Genomic DNA, 19,541 nt, shown 5'->3' on the forward strand with positions numbered 1-19,541 from the left:
TTACCTGCGCGCTAAAAATCCATGTTTAAACTCCGTGCAGCGCAAGCTCTAGACTTGCATGCATAACAACAAGAAAAGGTATTCAGATGAACGCGATTAATCGCCTCGCCGTTGCTATTTCCATTGCCTCGTTGTTTCCCCTCAGTGCATTTGCCGCCGACTCGAAAGGGACGGTTGAAGTTGTGCATTGGTGGACCTCAGGCGGTGAAAAAGCAGCAGTGGACGTACTGAAGGCTCAAGTTGAGAAAGATGGCTTCGTCTGGAAAGACGGTGCCGTAGCCGGTGGCGGTGGCGCCACTGCAATGACTGTGCTGAAAAGCCGCGCAGTCGCGGGTAACCCTCCAGGCGTTGCCCAGATCAAAGGCCCGGACATCCAGGAATGGGCGTCCACTGGCTTGCTCGACACCGACGTGCTCAAAGACGTCGCCAAAGAAGAAAAGTGGGACTCGCTGCTCGACAAAAAAGTCTCCGATACCGTGAAGTACGAAGGTAACTACGTTGCCGTACCGGTCAACATTCACCGCGTTAACTGGCTGTGGATCAACCCGGAAGTCTTCAAGAAAGCCGGTATCACCAAAAACCCGACCACCCTCGAAGAATTCTACGCAGCCGGCGACAAGCTCAAAGCTGCAGGCTTCATCCCGCTCGCCCACGGTGGCCAGCCTTGGCAGGACAGCACCGTATTCGAAGCCGTCGTTCTGTCGGTGATGGGGGCTGATGGCTACAAGAAAGCCCTGGTTGACCTGGATAACGACGCGCTGACCGGCCCGCAAATGGTCAAGGCCCTGACTGAGCTGAAAAAAGTCGCGACCTATATGGACGTCGACGGCAAAGGCCAGGACTGGAACCTGGAAGCCGGCAAAGTCATCAACGGCAAGGCCGGCATGCAGATCATGGGTGACTGGGCCAAGTCCGAGTGGACTGCCGCCAAGAAAGTCGCCGGCAAAGACTACGAGTGCGTAGCCTTCCCGGGCACCGACAAAGCCTTTACCTACAACATCGACTCCCTGGCGGTGTTCAAGGTTAAAGACAAAGGCACTCAGGAAGGTCAGAAGGACATCGCCAAAGTCGTGTTGGGCGAAAACTTCCAGAAAGTCTTCAGCATCAACAAAGGCTCGATCCCGGTTCGTACCGACATGCTCAATGAAATGGACAAGCTCGGTTTCGACTCCTGCGCCCAGACCGCTGCCAAAGACTTCCTGGCGGACGCCAAATCCGGTGGCCTGCAGCCAAGTATGGCCCACAACATGGCCACTACCCTGGCGGTACAAGGTGCGTTCTTTGATGTCGTGACCAACTACATCAACGACCCGAAAGCCGACCCGGCCGACACCGCCAAGAAACTCGGCGCTGCGATCAAGTCTGCCAAGTAACGGTTAGCACGGCTGGTCCTTGTGAGGGGAAACCCCCTGACCCCTCACAAGGCTTGCTTCTGTAGTCTTTTTTCCCTGTACTGGATTTTCCCATGAGTTCTGTTGCTGTGTTCAGCAAGGCCTCGCCGTTCGATGCGCTACAGCGCTGGCTCCCTAAACTGGTGCTGGCACCGAGCATGTTCATCGTACTGGTGGGCTTCTACGGCTACATCCTGTGGACATTCGTGCTGTCGTTCACCACGTCCACGTTCCTGCCCAGCTACAAATGGGCCGGCCTTGCGCAATACGCGCGGTTGTTCGACAACGACCGTTGGTGGGTGGCGAGCAAGAACCTGGCGCTGTTCGGCGGGATGTTTATCGGCATCACTTTGGTGATCGGCGTGACGCTGGCGATTTTCCTCGACCAGAAGATCCGCCGCGAAGGTTTTATCCGCACCATTTACCTGTACCCGATGGCGCTCTCGATGATCGTGACCGGTACCGCGTGGAAATGGCTGCTCAACCCGGGCATGGGCCTGGACAAACTTCTGCGTGACTGGGGCTGGGAAGGCTTCCGTCTCGACTGGCTGATCGACCCCGATCGCGTGGTGTACTGCCTGGTGATTGCCGCTGTGTGGCAAGCCTCGGGCTTCATCATGGCGATGTTCCTGGCCGGCCTGCGTGGCGTTGATCAGTCGATCGTGCGCGCCGCCCAGATCGACGGTGCCAGCCTGCCGCGTATCTACTGGAGCGTGGTGCTGCCAAGCCTGCGCCCGGTGTTCTTCAGTGCGGTGATGATCCTGGCGCACATCGCGATCAAGAGCTTCGACCTGGTAGCGGCCATGACCGCCGGCGGCCCGGGCTACTCGTCCGACCTGCCAGCGATGTTCATGTACTCGTTCACCTTCAGCCGTGGCCAGATGGGCATGGGCTCGGCCAGTGCAATCCTGATGCTCGGCGCGATCCTCGCGATCATCGTGCCTTACCTGTATTCCGAGCTGAGGACCAAGCGCAATGACTAGTCTCGCCTCCAAACCTGCCATCAGCCTGAGTCGCATCGCGATCTACGCGGTGCTGATCCTCGCCGTGCTGCTGTACCTGGTGCCGCTGGTGGTGATGCTGCTGACCAGCTTCAAAACCCCCGAAGACATCAGCACCGGCAACCTGCTGAGCTGGCCGACCGTGGTCACCGGCATTGGCTGGGTCAAGGCCTGGGCCACTGTTGACGGTTACTTCTGGAACTCGATCAAGATCACCGTTCCGGCGGTACTGATCTCCACCGCCATCGGCGCGTTGAACGGCTATGTGCTGTCGTTCTGGCGCTTCAAAGGTTCGCAACTGTTCTTCGGCCTGCTGCTGTTCGGCTGCTTCCTGCCGTTCCAGACCGTGCTGCTGCCGGCATCGTTCACCCTCGGCAAGATGGGCCTGGCCAGTACCACCACGGGCCTGGTGTTTGTGCACGTGGTCTACGGGTTGGCGTTTACTACACTGTTTTTCCGTAATTACTACGTGAGCATTCCTGACGCGCTGATCAAGGCGGCGCGGCTGGACGGTGCAGGTTTCTTCACCATCTTCCGTCAGATCATTCTGCCGATGTCGACGCCGATCATCATGGTCTGCCTGATCTGGCAGTTCACCCAGATCTGGAACGACTTCCTGTTCGGTGTGGTGTTCTCCAGCGGCGACTCGCAGCCCATTACGGTGGCGCTGAACAACCTGGTCAACACCAGCACCGGGGCCAAGGAATATAACGTGGATATGGCGGCGGCGATGATCGCCGGGCTGCCGACCCTGCTGGTCTATGTGATCGCAGGCAAGTATTTCGTGCGCGGCCTTACGGCCGGCGCGGTCAAGGGGTAATCATGGCTACGCTTGAACTTCGCAATGTAAACAAGACCTATGGCGCCGGCCTGCCCGACACCTTGAAGAACATCGAACTGTCGATCAAAGAGGGTGAGTTCCTGATTCTGGTCGGCCCTTCGGGTTGCGGTAAGTCGACCTTGATGAACTGCATCGCCGGCCTTGAGACCATCACCGGCGGCGCCATCATGATCGGCGACCAGGACGTGAGCGGCATGAGCCCCAAGGACCGTGACATCGCCATGGTGTTCCAGTCCTACGCGCTGTACCCGACCATGAGCGTGCGCGAAAACATCGAGTTCGGCCTCAAGATCCGCAAGATGCCCCAGGCCGATATCGATGCCGAAGTGGCGCGCGTGGCCAAGCTGCTGCAGATCGAGCACCTGCTTAACCGCAAGCCGGGCCAGCTTTCCGGTGGCCAGCAACAGCGTGTGGCCATGGGCCGCGCCCTGGCACGGCGGCCGAAGATCTACCTGTTCGACGAACCGCTGTCCAACCTCGACGCCAAACTGCGCGTCGAGATGCGCACCGAAATGAAACTGATGCACCAGCGCCTGAAAACCACCACGGTGTACGTCACCCACGACCAGATCGAAGCGATGACCCTGGGCGACAAAGTGGCGGTCATGAAGGATGGCATCATCCAGCAGTTCGGCACGCCCAAAGATATCTACACCAACCCGGCCAACCAGTTCGTGGCGAGCTTTATCGGCTCGCCGCCGATGAACTTCGTCCCACTGCGCCTGCAGCGCAAGGACGGTCGCTTGGTGGCGCTGCTCGACAGCGGCCAGGCGCGTTGCGAACTGGCACTTAACGTTAGCGATGCCGGCCTTGAAGACCGCGACGTGATCCTGGGCCTGCGCCCGGAGCAGATCATGTTGGCGACCAGCGACAGCGACAGTGCTTCGAGCATTCGTGCCGAAGTCCAGGTCACCGAGCCAACCGGCCCGGACACTCTGGTGTTCGTGCAGCTTAACGACACCAAAGTCTGCTGCCGCCTGGCGCCCGATGTGGCACCGCAGGTGGGCGAGACGCTGACCCTGCAATTGGACCCGTCCAAGGTCTTGCTGTTCGACGCCAAAACCGGCGAACGCCTGGGCACTGCTGCCTCATTGCCTGCACACGGGCATGCCGACAATGTGGCCCAATTCAAAGGCCGCTGAAGCAGATAAGTTATTGTTTTAGATAAAAATGTAACCCGCGTTAGATAAAAACAGTTTAATAACAATAAAGACGAGGATGTAGGGATGAAAAAGCAACACAACAACACTCGGCTGATCTGCCAACTGTCAGCAGCAGCAGCCCTGGTATTGTCCGCCAATGCGATGGCGGCCGATGCATTCAGCGCCGATTCCAAGTGGATGACCGGCGATTGGGGTGGCGAGCGTACCAAGCTGATCGAGCAAGGTATCGATATCAAGGCTGACTACGTAGGGGAAGTCGGTGGCAACCTGCACGGTGGCTACAACAACGACAAAACTGCTCGTTACGCTGACCAGTTTGGTCTGGGCGTAGCGCTGGATCTGCAAAAGCTGTGGGGCTGGGATAACACCCAGGCCAAGATCCAGTTGACCAATCGTAACGGTGCGAACATCTCCAATGACCGTATTGGTGACCCGCGTGCCGGCACCTTGAGTTCGTCTCAAGAAGTCGATGGCCGTGGCCACATGGTGCGTCTGACCCAGTTCTGGATCCAGCACCAGATGTTCGACAACAAGTTGGACGTGAAACTCGGTTACTTCGGCGAAGGCGAAGACTTCAACACCTTCCCGTGCGACTTCCAGAACCTGTCGTTCTGCGGCTCGCAAGTCGGTAACTACGTAAACACCTGGTACAACTGGCCGGTCAGCCAGGCGGCGATCCGCGTGAAGTACAACATCACCCCTGAGCTGTATGCGCAAATCGGTGCGTACAACCAGAACCCGTCGCAGCTGGAACACGGCAACGGCTTCAAACTCAGCGGCAGTGGCACCAAGGGCACCGTATTGCCGGTGGAATTGGTTTGGTCGCCGAAGGTCAATGGCCTGCCAGGCGAATACCGTGTGGGTTACTACAAGAGCACCGCCGACGCTACCGACGTACGTGAAGACGTCAACGGTAACGATGCTGGCACCACTGGCGCAGCCTTCCGCGTTCGCAGCAGCAAAAGCGGTTACTGGGGCGTTCTGCAACAGCAACTCACCACTCACAATGGCGATGCTTCGCGCGGCTTGAATATCGCGGCCAACGTGACCTTCCACGACAAAGACACCAACCTGGTCGACAACTACCAGTCGTTGATGCTTGTGTATAAAGGGCCATTTGACGCGCGTGCCAAAGATGACGTGGGTATCGGTGTTTCGCGTATCCATGCCAACAGCGACGTGAAGAAAACCGCTGAACTGCTCAATGCTTCAGGCGGTTTTACCGATTACGACCAGGCGGGTTTCGCCCCGCTGCGTAACACCGAGTACAACGTCGAACTCAACTATGGCTTCCACGTCACCAATTGGCTGACCGTCCGCCCGAACCTGCAATACGTCAAAAACCCGGGCGGTGTGAAAGAAGTCGACAACGCGCTGGTAGCGGGCCTGAAAATTCAGTCTACGTTCTAACGCTGTTGCGATAAGCTCCTTCTCTCTGTGCGCATTTTGCGGGTAGCCATGGCTACCCGCTTTTTTTGGGCAGCACGGCACAACCTTTGTGGGAGCTGGCTTGCCTGCGATCGCATCGCCTCGGTCGTTCAGACAAACCGAGTCGCCCGCATCGCAGGCAAGCCAGCTCCCACAAGGGGAACCAAGGTTTGAGCGACATTGAATTCCAGGACCGTGGCACATGCATGAGCATCCGCTGCAACGTTTTTTCAAATCCTTGCGTGAACAACCGGTGTTCGCCTGGGAGCGCTTTCAGATGCGCGACGTGTTGGTGATCGACCATCCGCTGTGCCAGGCGGTGTTCAGTCGTCAGGGGGCGCAATTGCTGCATTTTCAGCCCACCGGCCAGAAACCCTGGCTGTGGTGCGCGGCCAAGTGGCCGCAGGTCGGCGCCATCCGGGGTGGCGTGCCGGTGTGCTGGCCTTGGTATGGGCGCCATCCGAGCGAGAACGCGTGGCCGTCCCATGGTTGGGCGCGGCTGATCGACTGGAAACTGCTCGACAGCAGCACCGACGACGACGGCGTGCGCCTGCACTGGCAATTGCAGCTGTGCGACTGGCAGGTCGACCTGCACGCGCACCTGGGCGAAACCCTTGAGTTGCGCTTGAGCACCGAGCACCAGGACGAGTTGCCGTGCCAGTTGAGCCATGCGTTGCACGCTTATTGGCGTATTGGTCACGTCGACGAGATAGCGCTGTCTGGGCTTGACGGTGCGCAAGGTTATGACCAGCTCAGCCGTCAGGTTTGCCAGCAGGAAGGTGAGCTGCGGGTAGACGGCGGCTGCCAGCGGGTGTTCCAGCATGAGGGTGAGTTGCAGCTCAAGGACCACGCCTGGCAACGCGAGCTGTGCATCGATACCGGCGACAGCGCTGACACCGTGGTATGGCATCCAGGCAGCCGGCCGTTGTTGGGCGTGAGCTTTAACGAGGCGTCGGGGTTTGTGTGTGTGGAGTCGGCGATGGCGGCAGCCAGCCTGGCGCCGGGGGAGCGGGCGCATTTGAGTTTGCAGGCGCGGGCTGGAGCCTGAGGGCCCTTGTGGCGAGGGAGCTTGCTCCCGCTGGGGCGCGAAGCGGCCCCAAAACAGGCCGCCGAGTTCTTTCTGAAGGAGTGCGATGACCTTGTTGGGGCCGCTACGCAGCCCAGCGGGAGCAAGCTCCCTCGCCACAGAAGGCCGGTGTGGCCTTAGTTAAACTCATCCCCCACCGGATACCGGCTGTCATTCAAGCTCTCTTTGATCTTGCGCAGATGCGGCTGGAAATCCACCCCGCGGCGCAAGGTCATGCCGGTTGCCAGCACGTCCAGCACCGTTAGCTGAATGATCCGCGACGTCATCGGCATGTAGATGTCGGTGTCTTCCGGCAGCGGGATGTTCAGGCTCACAGTACTGGCCTTGGCCAACGGCGAATTCTCGGCAGTTACGCCCAGCACCGACGCGCCGTTTTCCCGGGCGATGCGCGCCACTTCCACCAGCTCCCGGGTGCGCCCGGTGTAGGAAATGATCACAAACAGCTCGCCCGTATGCGCTACAGACGCGATCATGCGTTGCATCAGCACGTCGGCATGGGCAGTCACGGCCAGGTTGAAGCGGAAGAACTTGTGCAGCGCATCCATGGCCACCGGTGCCGAAGCGCCGAGGCCGAAGAAGTGGATCTGCCGCGCCTGGATCAACAAATCCACGGCCTTGCTGATCAGTGCCGGGTCGAGGGCCTGGCACGCACTGTCCAGGGAGGCAATGGCGCTGCCAAAGATCTTCTGGGTGTAGGCCTCAGGGTTATCATCGGCTTCCACGGCGCGGCTGACATACGCCGCACCACTGGCCAGGCTTTGCGCCAGTTGCAATTTAAGTTCAGGGTAACCGCTGACGCCGAACGAACGGCAGAAACGGTTGACCGTCGGTTCACTGACCGAAGCGGCTTGGGCGAGGGCGGCGATCGAGAAGCGGGTTGCCTGCTGAGGGTTTTGCAGGATGACCTCGGCGACTTTTTTCTCGGCCTTGTTCAATTCTTCGAGGCGGTTCCGGATCTGTTCCAGAAGATTTCGCACGCGGTCCATTCAGTCTTTCCTTCGGGCGACGATGCAAATAAAGGGCGGTAACCAATCGACGAGTGGCCCTTTGCGGTGGCCTATCCTACTGAGGGTAGCTGAACACCACCACTCGGAATGCGTATTTCGGGAAAATGTTGTGGTTATTACTACATTTTTCCTTGAGTGATGCCTTGAAAAAAGGTATTTGTAGCTTAACTTGATAAAAGAACAAACATCATGCCTTCGATAACCGTAGAACCCTGCACCTTTGCCCTGTTTGGCGCCTTGGGTGATCTGGCGCTGCGCAAGTTATTTCCTGCCCTCTACCAACTCGATGGCGCCGGGCTGCTGCACGACGATACGCGCATCCTGGGCCTGGCCCGGGAAGCCGGTTCCGAGCAGGAGCACCTGGCCCATATCGAAAAAGAACTGCGTAAATACGTCGGCAAGGAACTCGATGAGGCCGTGGCCGCGCGCTTCCTGGCGCGTCTGGTCTATGTGCACGTCGACTTCATGAACGCCGCCGATTATGTCGCCCTGGCCGAAAAGGTCGGGGCCGAACAACGCCTGATCGCCTACTTCGCCACCCCGGCGGCGGTGTATGGCGCGATCTGCGAAAACCTCGCCAAGGTCGGCCTGGCGGACAACACCCGCGTGGTGCTGGAAAAACCCATCGGCTCGGACCTGGAATCCTCGCGCAAGGTCAACGACGCCGTGGCGCAGTTTTTCCCGGAAAACCGCACCTATCGCATCGACCATTACCTGGGCAAAGAGACCGTCCAGAACCTGATCGCGCTGCGTTTCGCCAACAGCCTGTTCGAAACCCAGTGGAACCAGCATTACATTTCCCACGTGGAAATCACCGTGGCCGAGCAGGTCGGTATCGAAGGCCGTTGGGGGTACTTCGACAAGGCCGGGCAACTGCGCGACATGATCCAGAACCACCTGCTGCAGCTGCTGTGCCTGATCGCCATGGACCCACCGGCCGACCTGTCCGCCGACAGCATCCGTGACGAGAAGGTCAAGGTGCTCAAGGCGCTGGCGCCGATCAGCCCGGAAGGCCTGACGACCCAGGTAGTACGCGGCCAGTACATCGCCGGCTACAGCGCCGGCAAGCCGGTGCCGGGCTATCTGGAAGAAGAAAATTCCAACACCCAGAGCGACACCGAGACGTTTGTCGCCCTGCGTGCCGATATCCGCAACTGGCGTTGGGCCGGCGTGCCGTTCTACCTGCGTACCGGTAAACGCATGCCGCAAAAGCTGTCGCAGATCGTCATTCACTTCAAGGAACCGTCCCACTACATCTTCGCCCCCGAGCAGCGCCTGCAGATCAGCAACAAACTGATCATCCGCCTGCAGCCGGACGAAGGTATTTCCTTGCGTGTGATGACCAAAGAGCAAGGCCTGGACAAGGGCATGCAACTGCGCAGCGGCCCGCTGCAACTGAATTTTTCCGACACCTATCGCAGCGCGCGGATTCCCGATGCCTACGAGCGGTTGTTGCTGGAAGTAATGCGCGGCAATCAGAACCTGTTTGTTCGCAAAGATGAAATCGAAGCCGCGTGGAAGTGGTGTGACCAGTTGATCGCCGGGTGGAAAAAATCCGGTGATGCGCCCAAGCCGTATGCGGCGGGGTCCTGGGGGCCGATGAGCTCGATTGCACTGATCACGCGGGATGGGAGGTCGTGGTATGGCGATATCTGAATTGAAACTGCCTCAGGGCGTGACAGCCCATGAGTACCGCACGCCGGTGTTGCTGGCCGATGGCCTGGCCAATGACGTGGCCGAGCAACTGCGCGCGGCCATCAGTGCCCGTGGCGAAGCGACCCTGGTAGTGTCCGGTGGCCGCAGCCCCGTGGCGTTTTTCCAGAACCTGGCCAAACAAGGCCTGGACTGGTCCAAGGTCACCATCACCCTGGCCGACGAGCGCTGGGTGCCGGTAGAACACGCCGACAGTAATGCCGGCCTGTTGAAAAAGTATTTGCTCCAGGGCCCGGCGGCCAAGGCCAAGTTCCTCAGCCTGTACAACGTTGCCGCGAACCTTGAAGACGCCGCCGAACTGGCCGATCGCCAGTTGGCGGAGCTGCCTGCTATTGATGTGCTGGTACTCGGTATGGGCGATGACGGCCACACCGCATCGCTGTTCCCCAACAGCCCCAACCTGGGCGAGGCGCTCAAGCCCGACGGCACGCGCCGTTGCTGGCCGATGCTGGCCCCGACCGTGCCGCACCAGCGCCTGACCATGAGTCGCGCGCTGCTGGCCACGGCTCATTACACCGTACTGTCGATTTCCGGCAGTTCGAAATTGACCACCTTGAGCGCCGCGCTGGCCAGTGATGACGTTGCTGCCATGCCGATTCGCGCGTTTTTGCAACCTACTTTAGAGATTTACTGGTGCCCATGAGCCAAGGATCAGCCGCTATGAAAAGCCCTCAACCGACCGTGTCCATGGCGGACAAAGTTGCCCTGATCGACAGCCTCTGCGCCAAGGCGCGGATCCTGCCGGTGATCACCATCGCCCGCGAACAGGACATCCTGCCGCTGGCCGATGCCCTGGCAGCCGGCGGTTTGACCGCATTGGAAGTGACCCTGCGCTCCGAGTTCGGCCTCAAGGCCATTCAGGTGCTGCGCGAGCAACGCCCTGAACTGTGCACCGGTGCCGGCACCGTACTCGACCGCCACATGCTCGAAGCGGCCGAGGTGGCCGGTTCGCAATTTATCGTCACCCCCGGCATTACCCGCGACCTGCTGGAAGCCTCGGTGCACAGCCCGATCCCGCTGTTGCCCGGCATCAGCAATGCTTCCGGCATCATGGAAGGCTATGGCCTGGGTTATCGCCGCTTCAAGCTGTTCCCGGCTGAAGTCAGCGGCGGCGTGGCTGCCATCAAGGCCCTTGGCGGCCCGTTCGGCGAAGTCAAATTCTGCCCAACCGGCGGCGTTGGCCCGGCCAACATCAAAAACTACATGGCGTTGAAAAACGTGATGTGCGTGGGCGGTAGCTGGATGCTGGACCCTGAATGGGTCAAGAACGGCGACTGGGCCCGTATCCAGGAAGTCACCGCACAGGCGCTGGCGCTGCTGGACTGATCTGAATTTACCGAATCGTTGTTGCTGTGCTTAACGGCATTTTTGCGGTGCACTTGGTCGGTGTACCGCTTTTTTTTGCCTGCAAAAAACCTCACATTCAACGCCGATCAACTGTGGGAGCTGGCTTGCCTGCGATGGCATCAACTCGGTGTGCCTGATGTACCGAGGTGTCTGCATCGCAGCGGTGCGACGATTCGACAAGCCAGCTCCCACAGAAAGCAGCTCTTCAGTGCATGCAAATCCGCAGCCGAACTCATATTCAAAACTACATGCGGTCAACTGTGGGAGCGGGCTTGCTCGCGAATGCGGTGGGTCAGTGACAGATGAATCAACTGACACACCGCTTTCGCGAGCAAGCCCGCTCCCACATTTAGACCGCATTGCATCAGGTAGATAGGCTTTTGCCTTGCACTTGATCTGGCTCTTGCTTCAACCACTCAGGTCGGCTTTCAGGCCGCCGTGCTCTGCTTTTGATCTTGCTTTTGATCTGAGGCGCCCCGTCAACCACGCTGGCCGAACGCAGGCTTGAATCCGGGGGTAACCCGGCAGGACGCCGGGTTAGCCGCGCTGGGCCAGGGATGGCCCATCGCGGCGGCCCACGGACCTTTTGGTTACTTTTGGCTGGGCCGGCATTCCGGGCGTTTGCCAAAAGTGAGCCGCCGTCAGGGCGGAACCCTAAGTAGCCGTTACCGCAACAACGGATATACACACCCACTGCGACGATAACCCCCCCAAAAAAACTATTTGTGTAGATGCCATGCCGCGAAGGCGGTGGGGCAGGTCAGGATGTATTAACTGATACACCGCCATCGCAGGCAAGCCAGCTCCCACAGTTTTAGTCCGTGCTTAACTCAGTTATTGCGTTGACCAGCACATCGATGTCCGCGACTGAGGTCACCAGCCCAGGCGTCACCCGAATACAGGTTCCAAACGCCGCACCCGTGCGCGTGGTGGTAAACAGGTCGTACTCCTTGAGCAAACGATCCGCCATCTCCTGCTGATCCCGCCCAGTAAACTTGAACGCCGTAATCGCGCAATACAGCCGCGAATCATCCGGCGTCAGCACCTCAATCCCCGGCAACCCGCGCACCTGGCTCACCCAACGATCACGCAGGTAATTAACCCGTGCGCCCTTGGCCGCCGAGCCGCCCAGGTTGCGATGTTCCTCCAGCACCAACGGCAAGGTCATCAACGCTGGAAAATTCGGCGTGCTGTAGGACGTGCGCGCACGCACGTCGCTGGCGGGGTAGTGAAACTCGCCCATGTCCGGGTCGATATCGGCCAGGCGCTCCGGGGCGATATACAGAAAGCCCAGGGTCAGCGGTGCACCGATCCATTTATGCAGGTTGAATCCGGCGAACTGAATGCCCAGCTCGGCCAGGTTGAATTCAATCTGGCCCAACGCATGGGCGCCATCCAGAATCACGTCCACGCCATGCTCACGCGCTGCCTTGGCAATCGCTTCGACAGGCATCACCAGGCCGGTGCGGTGGGTGACATGGGTCAGCGCCATCAGCTTGAGGCGCGGGTACTGCACAAACGCGTCGCGATAGGTCTGCATCAGGCTGTCGAAACTGGCCGGGTGGGCGTGGGCAAGTTCGACGACTTCCACGCCGCGAACACCGGCCAACCAGCGCATGGCGCCTTTGACCGTGTCGTACTCCAGATCACTGATCAGCACCTGATCGCCCGGCCGCAGGCCGTTGTAGTTGCGGATCAGCGATTGCAGAGCCTCGGTGGCGTTGCGCGTGAAGGCGATCGCGTCCGGGTCCGCATCGATCAGCCCGGCAAGTTGGCGACGGATCTCGACGTTTTCACCCTGCTCGAAGCGCTGGCGCACATACAGCGAGTTGCTGCGGTTGATAAACGCAACATGCTCCAGATACTGCGCCTGTACAGCACGGCTCATGCGCCCGAAGTAACCGTTTTCCAGGTTGATCGGGCCGGGCTCCAGCTCGTAGCGCTGGGCGATGGCGTGCCAGTGACGTTCGTTGTCTGCATTCCTTGGCATAGCGTGCGCTCTTTAATGACGGGGGGCAGGTTTGCCGTGTTTTACGCGCAGCGGCTCCAGCAGTTCGGACAGGCCGTTGTGGTCGATTTCCTGCATCAAGGCCAGCAAACCGCCCAACTCGCCGTGAGGAAAGCCTTCACGGGCGAACCAATTCAGGTAAGGGCCGGGCAGGTCGGCGATGATGCGTCCCTTGTACTTGCCGAAGGGCATTTCGCGGGTAATCAGCAATTCGAGTTTTTCGGGGTTCATGGGCTTCAAGGGTTGGCGTCAGTCCTTGGAAAATACAGGCATTCTGCATGAAGGCCAAATGACAGATCATGCAAATAACGTAGATACAGATGGTTCAATATTTCGTAAGTAACTGAAATATATCAATAAAGTAATTTTTCAAAACCTGGCACGGGCGCTGCAATCATTAAGACAACCTTCTAACCCGCACAAGGAATTGAAAAATGACTGACATCAATAAAGAATCGATCTCCGTACTCAACGACCTGATCGAGACCAGCAAAGACGGCCAGGAAGGCTTCAAAACCTGCGCTGAAGATATCAAGCACCCAGAGTTGAAAGCGCTGTTCACCAAGCGCTCTGCTGACTGCGCCGCCGCAGCTGCCGAGCTGCAAACCGCCGTACGTGCTCTGGGTGGCGATCCGGAAAAATCCGGTTCGGTTGCTGGCGCTCTGCACCGTGGCTGGGTTGACGTGAAGTCGATGGTCACCGGTAAGGATGAAGAAGCGGTGCTGAACGAAGCCGAGCGCGGTGAAGACCACGCCCTGAAGGCTTACAAGGAAGCGATCGAGAAGATCAACAAGCACAACCTGCTGGGTATTCGTGACCTGGTTGAGCGTCAGTACCACGGCGCACAACGTAACCACGACCAGGTGAAAGCCCTGCGCAACGAGGCTCGCGCTCAGTCGTAAGCACATTGCTGTAACTGCCTATGCTGTAACTGAATGTGGGAGCTGGCTCGCCTGCGATAGCATCACCCCGGTGTAACTGATACACCGAGGTGTTTGTATCGCAAGCTGGCCAGCTCCCACATTTGTTTTGTATTGATTTTGAGATTTCTATCAGCCAATGCTGATCGGCGGCAACTCGGTCAATGTCACCACCTGTTGCTTGCGCGGCGCGAGAATTTCCGCCTCGCCGTCCACCACCAGCTCGTCGCGCTGGTTGAATACGCGGGTGGCGATGCGCACGCGAAACTTGGGCAATTTCTCCAGAATTTCCAGGCGCACGGTCAAGGTGTCGCCGATTTTCACCGGCTTCTGGAAGCTCATCTGCTGGCCGATGTAGATAGTGCCCGGCCCAGGCAGCTCGCAGGCTACCGCCGCACTGATCAGTGCGCCGCTGAACATGCCGTGGGCGATACGCTCCTTGAACATCGTCGCCTTGGCGTACTCCGCATCCAGGTGCACCGGGTTGTGGTCGCCGGACATCGCCGCGAACAGCTGGATATCGCGCTCTTCAACGGTCTTGCTGTAGCTGGCGGTCTGGCCGACTTCGAGGGCTTCGTATGGGGTGTTGGTAACCTGGGTCATCTAAAGGTGCATCCTGTGGCTAATCGGTAATTTAATAAGCTGATTTTAAAGGAAAAGTTTATTCGCAGCGCGCCGGCCTGCGTAACGTCAGGGCCTGCTCGAGCCACTTCAGCACATCCGCTGTCACTTCATCGCGGTTGGTTTCGTTGAACACTTCATGACGCGCCTGCGGGTAGATAGTCAATTGCAGGTTCTGGCAACCGGCCTCACGCAGGGCATGGGCCAGGCTTTTGAGACGTTTGCCCTCACTCACCGGATCACATTCGCCGCCCATTACCATAATTGGCAGGCCCGGATCGATCTGTGCGAGGTTGGACGCCTTGCTGATCTGCTGCAAGCCACCCAGTAAGTCGATCCACAACTGGTTGGTGCAGCGAAAGCCGCACAGCGGGTCGTTGATGTACTTGTCCACCTCCAGCGGGTCGCGGCTGAGCCAGTCAAATGCGGTGCGGTTGGGCTTGAACGCCTTGTTGAATGAGCCGAACGACAGAAAGTCGATCAGCGCACTGCGTCCGCGCAGGCCTTGGCGCGCGCGCTCCAGGCGGGCAATGACGCCGGCGGCGCGGTACAGCGCCACCGGCTGGAAATTCGAACCGCTGAGAATCGCCCCATCCAGGCTCGCGCTGTGGTGCAACAGGTACGCCTGGGCGATATAGCTGCCCATGCTGTGGCCCAGCAAGATGATCGGCAGGCCCGGCTGCTGCTGGCCGATGTGCTGGTTCAGGCTGGCGAGGTCGCCCACCACTTTGTTCCAGCCATCCTTTTCGGCGTACAGCCCCAGCGTGCCTTCGTCGGCGGTGCGGCCATGGCCGCGCTGGTCGAGTGCGTACAGGCCGTAGCCGGCTGCGCACAGCGCTTCGGCCAGGCGCGCATAGCGCCCGCTGTGTTCGGCCATGCCGTGGGACAGCATGATCATGGCCTTGGCGGGCCCGTCCGGCAGCCATTGATTGACGTACAGGCGGCTGCGGTCATTCGCGGTCAGCCAGAAGGTGCTGTGGTTCATAGCGCTTCCTTTGCTCAGGGTCGTTGCAGTGTATAGCTCATCTGGCCGGGTCTGGTGTATCTGCCTACACGTTAGGGGCAAGATTCATACAATAAATGACACGGTTGCGCGTATTTGCCTGTTTGGCCATAGCTGCTAACGTCCCCAAAGCTCCGCTTTTTATATCAATGAGAAAGCGGCCGGACACACTCAGGTACGAGGACAAGAATAATGCAACCTGATTTCTGGAATGACAAACGCGCGGCGGGCGTTCCCAATGACATCGACCTCACTACCTACAAATCGGTGATCGAAGTCTTTGAACGCTCCTGCAAAGCCTTTGCCGACCGTCCGGCATTCAGCAATATGGGCATCACCCTGACCTACGCCGAGCTTGAGCGCCAAAGTGCCGCGTTCGCCGGCTACCTGCAAAACCACACCGACCTCAAGCCTGGCGAGCGCATCGCGGTGCAGATGCCCAACGTGCTGCATTACCCGATTGCGGTGTTCGGCGCACTGCGCGCCGGCTTGATCGTGGTCAACACCAACCCGCTGTACACCCCGCGTGAGATGCGCCACCAGTTCAAGGACGCCGGCGTGCGCGCGCTGGTCTACCTCAACCTGTTCGGCGCGCGGGTGCAGGACGTGTGCACCGACACCGAGATCGACTACCTGATCGAAGCCAGGATGGGCGACTTCATGCCCGCCGCCAAAGGCTGGCTGGTCAATATCGTGGTCGACAAGGTCAAGAAAATGGTCCCGGCCTACAGCCTGCCCCGTGCGGTGTCGTTCAAGCGCGCCTTGCGCATGGGGGCGGGCCAGGCGGTGGTTCGCCACCCGGTGACCCTGGATGATATCGCCGTGCTGCAATACACCGGCGGCACCACCGGCCTGGCCAAGGGCGCGATGCTCACCCACGGCAACCTGGTGGCGAATATGCAGCAGGCGCGGGCGTGCATGTCCCAGGTCACTGACGATGGCCAGCCGCTGGTGAAGGAAGGGCAGGAGGTGATGATCGCGCCGCTGCCGCTGTACCACATCTATGCCTTCACCGCGAATTGCATGTGCATGATGGTGACCGGCAACCACAACGTGCTGATCACCAACCCGCGTGACATCGGCGGGTTTATCAAGGAGCTGAAAAAGTGGCGGTTCTCCTGCCTGCTCGGGCTGAACACGCTGTTCGTGGCGCTGATGGACCATCCCGACTTCAAGACCCTGGATTTCTCCCACCTCAAAATCACCAACTCCGGTGGCACCGCGCTGGTCAAGGCCACCGCCGAGCGCTGGAAGGCACTCACCGGTTGCTCCATCGGCGAAGGCTACGGCCTCACCGAAACCTCGCCGGTGGCCAGCACCAACCCCTACGGCAACCAGTCGCGGCTGGGCACCGTGGGCCTTCCGGTGCCGGGCACAGCGATGAAAGTGATTGATGATGAAGGCCGCGAGCTGCCCTTGGGCGAGCGCGGCGAGCTGTGCATCAAAGGCCCGCAGGTGATGAAGGGCTATTGGCAGCAACCCGTGGCCACCGCCGAAGCCCTGGATGCCGAAGGCTGGCTGAAAACCGGTGATATTGCGGTGATCGACACCGATGGTTTTGTCAGCATCGTCGATCGCAAGAAAGACCTGATCATCGTCTCGGGCTTCAATGTGTACCCCAACGAGATTGAAGACGTGGTGATGGCGCATCCAGCCGTGGCCAACTGCGCAGTAATCGGCGTACCGGACGAACGCACCGGCGAGGCGGTGAAGCTGTTTGTGGTGGCGCGCGCCCAGGGCGTGAGCGTTGAAGAGTTGAAGGCGTACTGCAAAACCAACTTCACCGGGTACAAAGTGCCCAAGCACATTGTGTTGCGTGAGTCGCTGCCGATGACGCCGGTGGGCAAGATTTTGCGCAGGGAGCTGCGCGACATCGCCTGATGTGAAATGCAATAAAAAATGTGGGAGCTGGCTTGCCTGCGATAGCGATGTATCAGTCACCCGATTTATCGGCTGAATCACCGCTATCGCAGGCAAGCCAGCTCCCACATTGCTGTTTATCGCTCTGTATAGCCCATTCCAGAGCCATTTCCTTGTTTATAGAATCTTTGCTCTAAAAATGACCACTAGATATTCTTGAGTCATGTTTATGACTGTAGGGCCTTCTTTTGGCTCTAGGCGGCCCCTGGCAAAGCTGCTACTCTCGGCGCGCTTTGTGACTTCTCGGCCTGCTTGAAAGCGCCAGACTCACCTAAAAAAACATACACCAATAATAATCGCATCAAATGCGATGATGAATTCGCGTCGCTGAGGAGTGGGCTTCCATGAACGAAGACTTTTGGAAGGATAAGTACCCCGCCGGGATTGCTGCAGACATCAATCCAGACGAGTATCAGAATATTCAGGCGGTACTGAAACAGTCCTGCCAGCGCTTCGCCGACAAACCGGCTTTCAGCAACCTGGGCAAGACCATCACCTACGGTGAACTGTACGAATTGTCCGGCGCGTTCGCCGCCTACCTGCAACAGCATACCGACTTGAAGCCGGGCGATCGAATCGCCGTGCAACTGCCCAACGTCCTGCAATACCCGGTGGCCGTGTTCGGTGCCATCCGTGCCGGGCTGATCGTGGTCAACACCAACCCGCTGTACACCGCGCGGGAAATGGAACACCAATTCAATGATTCCGGGGCCAAGGCCCTGGTTTGCCTGGCGAACATGGCGCACCTGGCTGAAAAAGTCGTGCCCAAGACCGCCGTCAAGCACGTGATCGTCACCGAAGTCGCTGACTTGCTGTCGCCGTTCAAGCGCCTGCTGATCAACAGCGTCATCAAGTACGTGAAGAAAATGGTCCCGGCCTATCACTTGCCCAAGGCGATTAAGTTCAACGACGTGCTGGCCAAGGGGCACGGTCAACCGGTCAACGATGCCAGCCCCGCCAGCGGCGATGTGGCCGTGCTGCAATACACCGGCGGCACCACCGGCGTGGCCAAGGGCGCGATGCTCACCCACCGCAACCTCGTCGCCAACATGCTGCAGTGCAAGGCACTGATGGGCTCCAACCTCAACGAAGGCTGCGAGATCCTGATCACGCCGCTGCCGCTGTACCACATCTATGCGTTTACCTTTCATTGCATGGCGATGATGCTGATCGGCAACCACAACATCCTGATCAGCAACCCGCGCGACCTGCCGGCGATGGTCAAGGAACTGTCGAAGTGGAAGTTCAGCGGGTTTGTCGGCCTCAACACCTTGTTCGTGGCGCTGTGCAATAACGAAGCGTTCCGCAAGCTGGATTTCTCCGCGCTCAAAGTGACCTTGTCGGGCGGCATGGCCCTGCAACTGGCGGCGGCCGAGCGCTGGAAAGCCGTGACCGGCTGTGGCATCTGTGAAGGTTACGGCATGACCGAAACCAGCCCGGTGGCCACCGTCAACCCGATTCAGCACATCCAGATCGGCACCATCGGCATTCCGGTGCCTTCTACCCTGTGCAAAGTCATCGCCGACGACGGCACCGAGTTGGCACTGGGCGAAACCGGCGAGCTGTGTGTGAAAGGCCCGCAGGTGATGAAGGGCTACTGGTTGCGCGACGACTCCACCGCCGAAATGCTCGACAGCGAAGGCTGGTTGAAGACCGGTGACATCGCGATCATCCAGCAAGACGGCTACATCCGCATTGTCGACCGCAAGAAAGACATGATTCTGGTCTCCGGTTTCAACGTCTACCCCAACGAGCTGGAAGACGTGCTGACGACCTTGCCGGGCGTGCTGCAATGTGCGGCCATCGGTGTGCCGGATGAAAAATCCGGTGAGCACATCAAGATCTTTATCGTGGTCAAGCCAGGGGCGACCCTGACCAAGGACCAGGTGATGGAACACATGCGCGCCAACGTCACCGGCTACAAAGTGCCCAAGGCCGTGGAATTCCGTGATGCATTGCCGACCACCAACGTGGGCAAGATCCTGCGCCGTGAGTTGCGTGATGAAGAGCTGAAGAAGCTCGGCCTTAAAAAGTAACCGATAAAAAACCCCGCTGATGCGGGGTTTTTTATAGCTGCTGATCTCTCAGCAT

17 protein-coding genes are annotated in these 19,541 nt (G+C 59.1%); 12 read left to right on the plus strand and 5 right to left on the minus strand.

Features of this window, described 5'->3' with window-relative positions; genetic code table 11:
- Positions 1–86: 86 nt before the first annotated feature.
- The 6 genes from QF043_RS04850 (at position 87) to QF043_RS04875 (ending at position 6,872) form a co-directional block, all read left to right on the plus strand.
- A complete protein-coding gene (locus tag QF043_RS04850) occupies positions 87–1,373 on the plus strand; it encodes an ABC transporter substrate-binding protein (RefSeq protein ID WP_056858626.1) in 1,287 nt (428 codons plus the stop codon).
- 92 nt (positions 1,374–1,465) lie between these two features.
- On the plus strand, positions 1,466–2,374 hold the full coding sequence (locus tag QF043_RS04855) for a carbohydrate ABC transporter permease (RefSeq protein ID WP_017139183.1): 909 nt from the start codon (positions 1,466–1,468) through the stop codon (positions 2,372–2,374).
- A complete protein-coding gene (locus QF043_RS04860; protein ID WP_058421424.1) occupies positions 2,367–3,212 on the plus strand; it encodes a carbohydrate ABC transporter permease in 846 nt (281 codons plus the stop codon). The genes QF043_RS04855 and QF043_RS04860 overlap by 8 nt, the downstream gene beginning before the upstream one ends.
- Before the next feature lie 2 nt (positions 3,213–3,214).
- Entirely contained in the window at positions 3,215–4,375 is a 1,161-nt protein-coding gene (locus tag QF043_RS04865) for an ABC transporter ATP-binding protein (protein ID WP_305455187.1), read from the plus strand.
- Positions 4,376–4,459: 84 nt separating this feature from the next.
- Positions 4,460–5,806, plus strand: a complete 1,347-nt coding sequence (locus QF043_RS04870) for a carbohydrate porin (protein WP_065930480.1) — start codon at positions 4,460–4,462, stop codon at positions 5,804–5,806.
- Positions 5,807–6,026: 220 nt separating this feature from the next.
- A complete protein-coding gene (locus tag QF043_RS04875; protein WP_305455184.1) occupies positions 6,027–6,872 on the plus strand; it encodes a D-hexose-6-phosphate mutarotase in 846 nt (281 codons plus the stop codon).
- 155 nt (positions 6,873–7,027) lie between these two features.
- Here the strand turns inward: QF043_RS04875 and QF043_RS04880 are convergent, their stop codons facing one another.
- On the minus strand, positions 7,028–7,888 hold the full coding sequence (locus QF043_RS04880) for a MurR/RpiR family transcriptional regulator (RefSeq protein WP_169985276.1): 861 nt from the start codon (positions 7,886–7,888) through the stop codon (positions 7,028–7,030).
- A 219-nt stretch (positions 7,889–8,107) separates the two neighbouring features.
- On the opposite strand from QF043_RS04880, the gene zwf reads away from it, so the two are divergent.
- From zwf to QF043_RS04895, 3 genes are read left to right on the plus strand one after another with little or no spacing between them, the layout of a single operon-like run.
- On the plus strand, positions 8,108–9,574 hold the full coding sequence (gene zwf / locus QF043_RS04885; RefSeq protein ID WP_307417674.1) for a glucose-6-phosphate dehydrogenase: 1,467 nt from the start codon (positions 8,108–8,110) through the stop codon (positions 9,572–9,574).
- Positions 9,561–10,274 carry a 6-phosphogluconolactonase gene (pgl, locus tag QF043_RS04890; RefSeq protein ID WP_200434275.1) on the plus strand — a complete coding sequence of 238 codons (714 nt, stop codon included), beginning with the start codon at positions 9,561–9,563 and terminating at the stop codon, positions 10,272–10,274. Before zwf ends, pgl begins: the two co-directional genes overlap by 14 nt.
- 17 nt (positions 10,275–10,291) lie before the next feature.
- Positions 10,292–10,957, plus strand: a complete 666-nt coding sequence (locus tag QF043_RS04895; RefSeq protein WP_026013852.1) for a bifunctional 4-hydroxy-2-oxoglutarate aldolase/2-dehydro-3-deoxy-phosphogluconate aldolase — start codon at positions 10,292–10,294, stop codon at positions 10,955–10,957.
- 835 nt (positions 10,958–11,792) lie between these two features.
- Here QF043_RS04895 and QF043_RS04900 read toward each other — a convergent pair.
- Both QF043_RS04900 and QF043_RS04905 read right to left on the minus strand, forming a co-directional pair.
- Complete coding sequence (locus QF043_RS04900) at positions 11,793–12,968, minus strand: aminotransferase class V-fold PLP-dependent enzyme (RefSeq protein ID WP_307417676.1); 1,176 nt, start codon at positions 12,966–12,968, stop codon at positions 11,793–11,795.
- A gap of 12 nt (positions 12,969–12,980) precedes the next feature.
- On the minus strand, positions 12,981–13,217 hold the full coding sequence (locus tag QF043_RS04905) for a DUF3820 family protein (protein ID WP_017139191.1): 237 nt from the start codon (positions 13,215–13,217) through the stop codon (positions 12,981–12,983).
- A 203-nt stretch (positions 13,218–13,420) separates the two neighbouring features.
- On the opposite strand from QF043_RS04905, the gene QF043_RS04910 reads away from it, so the two are divergent.
- The gene (locus QF043_RS04910; RefSeq protein WP_307417677.1) at positions 13,421–13,888 is read left to right on the plus strand and encodes a PA2169 family four-helix-bundle protein; all 468 of its coding nucleotides are present in this window, start codon (positions 13,421–13,423) and stop codon (positions 13,886–13,888) included.
- Between the two features lie 150 nt (positions 13,889–14,038).
- Here QF043_RS04910 and QF043_RS04915 read toward each other — a convergent pair whose 3' ends face one another.
- Positions 14,039–14,509, minus strand: coding sequence for a MaoC family dehydratase (locus tag QF043_RS04915; RefSeq protein ID WP_003175719.1), 471 nt, complete (start codon positions 14,507–14,509; stop codon positions 14,039–14,041).
- Between the two features lie 58 nt (positions 14,510–14,567).
- On the minus strand, positions 14,568–15,512 hold the full coding sequence (locus tag QF043_RS04920; RefSeq protein WP_236370504.1) for an alpha/beta hydrolase: 945 nt from the start codon (positions 15,510–15,512) through the stop codon (positions 14,568–14,570).
- Between the two features lie 210 nt (positions 15,513–15,722).
- Here QF043_RS04920 and fadD2 point away from each other — a divergent pair, with 210 nt between their 5' ends.
- Positions 15,723–17,411: a long-chain-fatty-acid--CoA ligase FadD2 gene (gene fadD2, locus QF043_RS04925; protein WP_307417678.1), complete on the plus strand. Its 1,689-nt coding sequence runs from the start codon at positions 15,723–15,725 to the stop codon at positions 17,409–17,411.
- Between the two features lie 383 nt (positions 17,412–17,794).
- A complete protein-coding gene (gene fadD1, locus QF043_RS04930) occupies positions 17,795–19,486 on the plus strand; it encodes a long-chain-fatty-acid--CoA ligase FadD1 (protein ID WP_305455167.1) in 1,692 nt (563 codons plus the stop codon).
- Positions 19,487–19,541 lie beyond the last annotated feature (55 nt).

The organism is Pseudomonas sp. W3I7 (genome assembly GCF_030816095.1).
Lineage (GTDB): Bacteria > Pseudomonadota > Gammaproteobacteria > Pseudomonadales > Pseudomonadaceae > Aquipseudomonas > Aquipseudomonas salomonii.

Coding starts and splice junctions, on each gene's coding strand:
- QF043_RS04850 (WP_056858626.1), top strand. CDS start 87: ATGAACGCGATTAATCGCCTCGCCGTTGCTATTTCCATTGCCTCGTTG.
- QF043_RS04855 (WP_017139183.1), top strand. CDS start 1,466: ATGAGTTCTGTTGCTGTGTTCAGCAAGGCCTCGCCGTTCGATGCGCTA.
- QF043_RS04860 (WP_058421424.1), top strand. CDS start 2,367: ATGACTAGTCTCGCCTCCAAACCTGCCATCAGCCTGAGTCGCATCGCG.
- QF043_RS04865 (WP_305455187.1), top strand. CDS start 3,215: ATGGCTACGCTTGAACTTCGCAATGTAAACAAGACCTATGGCGCCGGC.
- QF043_RS04870 (WP_065930480.1), top strand. CDS start 4,460: ATGAAAAAGCAACACAACAACACTCGGCTGATCTGCCAACTGTCAGCA.
- QF043_RS04875 (WP_305455184.1), top strand. CDS start 6,027: ATGCATGAGCATCCGCTGCAACGTTTTTTCAAATCCTTGCGTGAACAA.
- zwf (WP_307417674.1), top strand. CDS start 8,108: ATGCCTTCGATAACCGTAGAACCCTGCACCTTTGCCCTGTTTGGCGCC.
- pgl (WP_200434275.1), top strand. CDS start 9,561: ATGGCGATATCTGAATTGAAACTGCCTCAGGGCGTGACAGCCCATGAG.
- QF043_RS04895 (WP_026013852.1), top strand. CDS start 10,292: ATGAAAAGCCCTCAACCGACCGTGTCCATGGCGGACAAAGTTGCCCTG.
- QF043_RS04900 (WP_307417676.1), bottom strand. CDS start 12,968: ATGCCAAGGAATGCAGACAACGAACGTCACTGGCACGCCATCGCCCAG.
- QF043_RS04905 (WP_017139191.1), bottom strand. CDS start 13,217: ATGAACCCCGAAAAACTCGAATTGCTGATTACCCGCGAAATGCCCTTC.
- QF043_RS04910 (WP_307417677.1), top strand. CDS start 13,421: ATGACTGACATCAATAAAGAATCGATCTCCGTACTCAACGACCTGATC.
- QF043_RS04915 (WP_003175719.1), bottom strand. CDS start 14,509: ATGACCCAGGTTACCAACACCCCATACGAAGCCCTCGAAGTCGGCCAG.
- QF043_RS04920 (WP_236370504.1), bottom strand. CDS start 15,512: ATGAACCACAGCACCTTCTGGCTGACCGCGAATGACCGCAGCCGCCTG.
- fadD2 (WP_307417678.1), top strand. CDS start 15,723: ATGCAACCTGATTTCTGGAATGACAAACGCGCGGCGGGCGTTCCCAAT.
- fadD1 (WP_305455167.1), top strand. CDS start 17,795: ATGAACGAAGACTTTTGGAAGGATAAGTACCCCGCCGGGATTGCTGCA.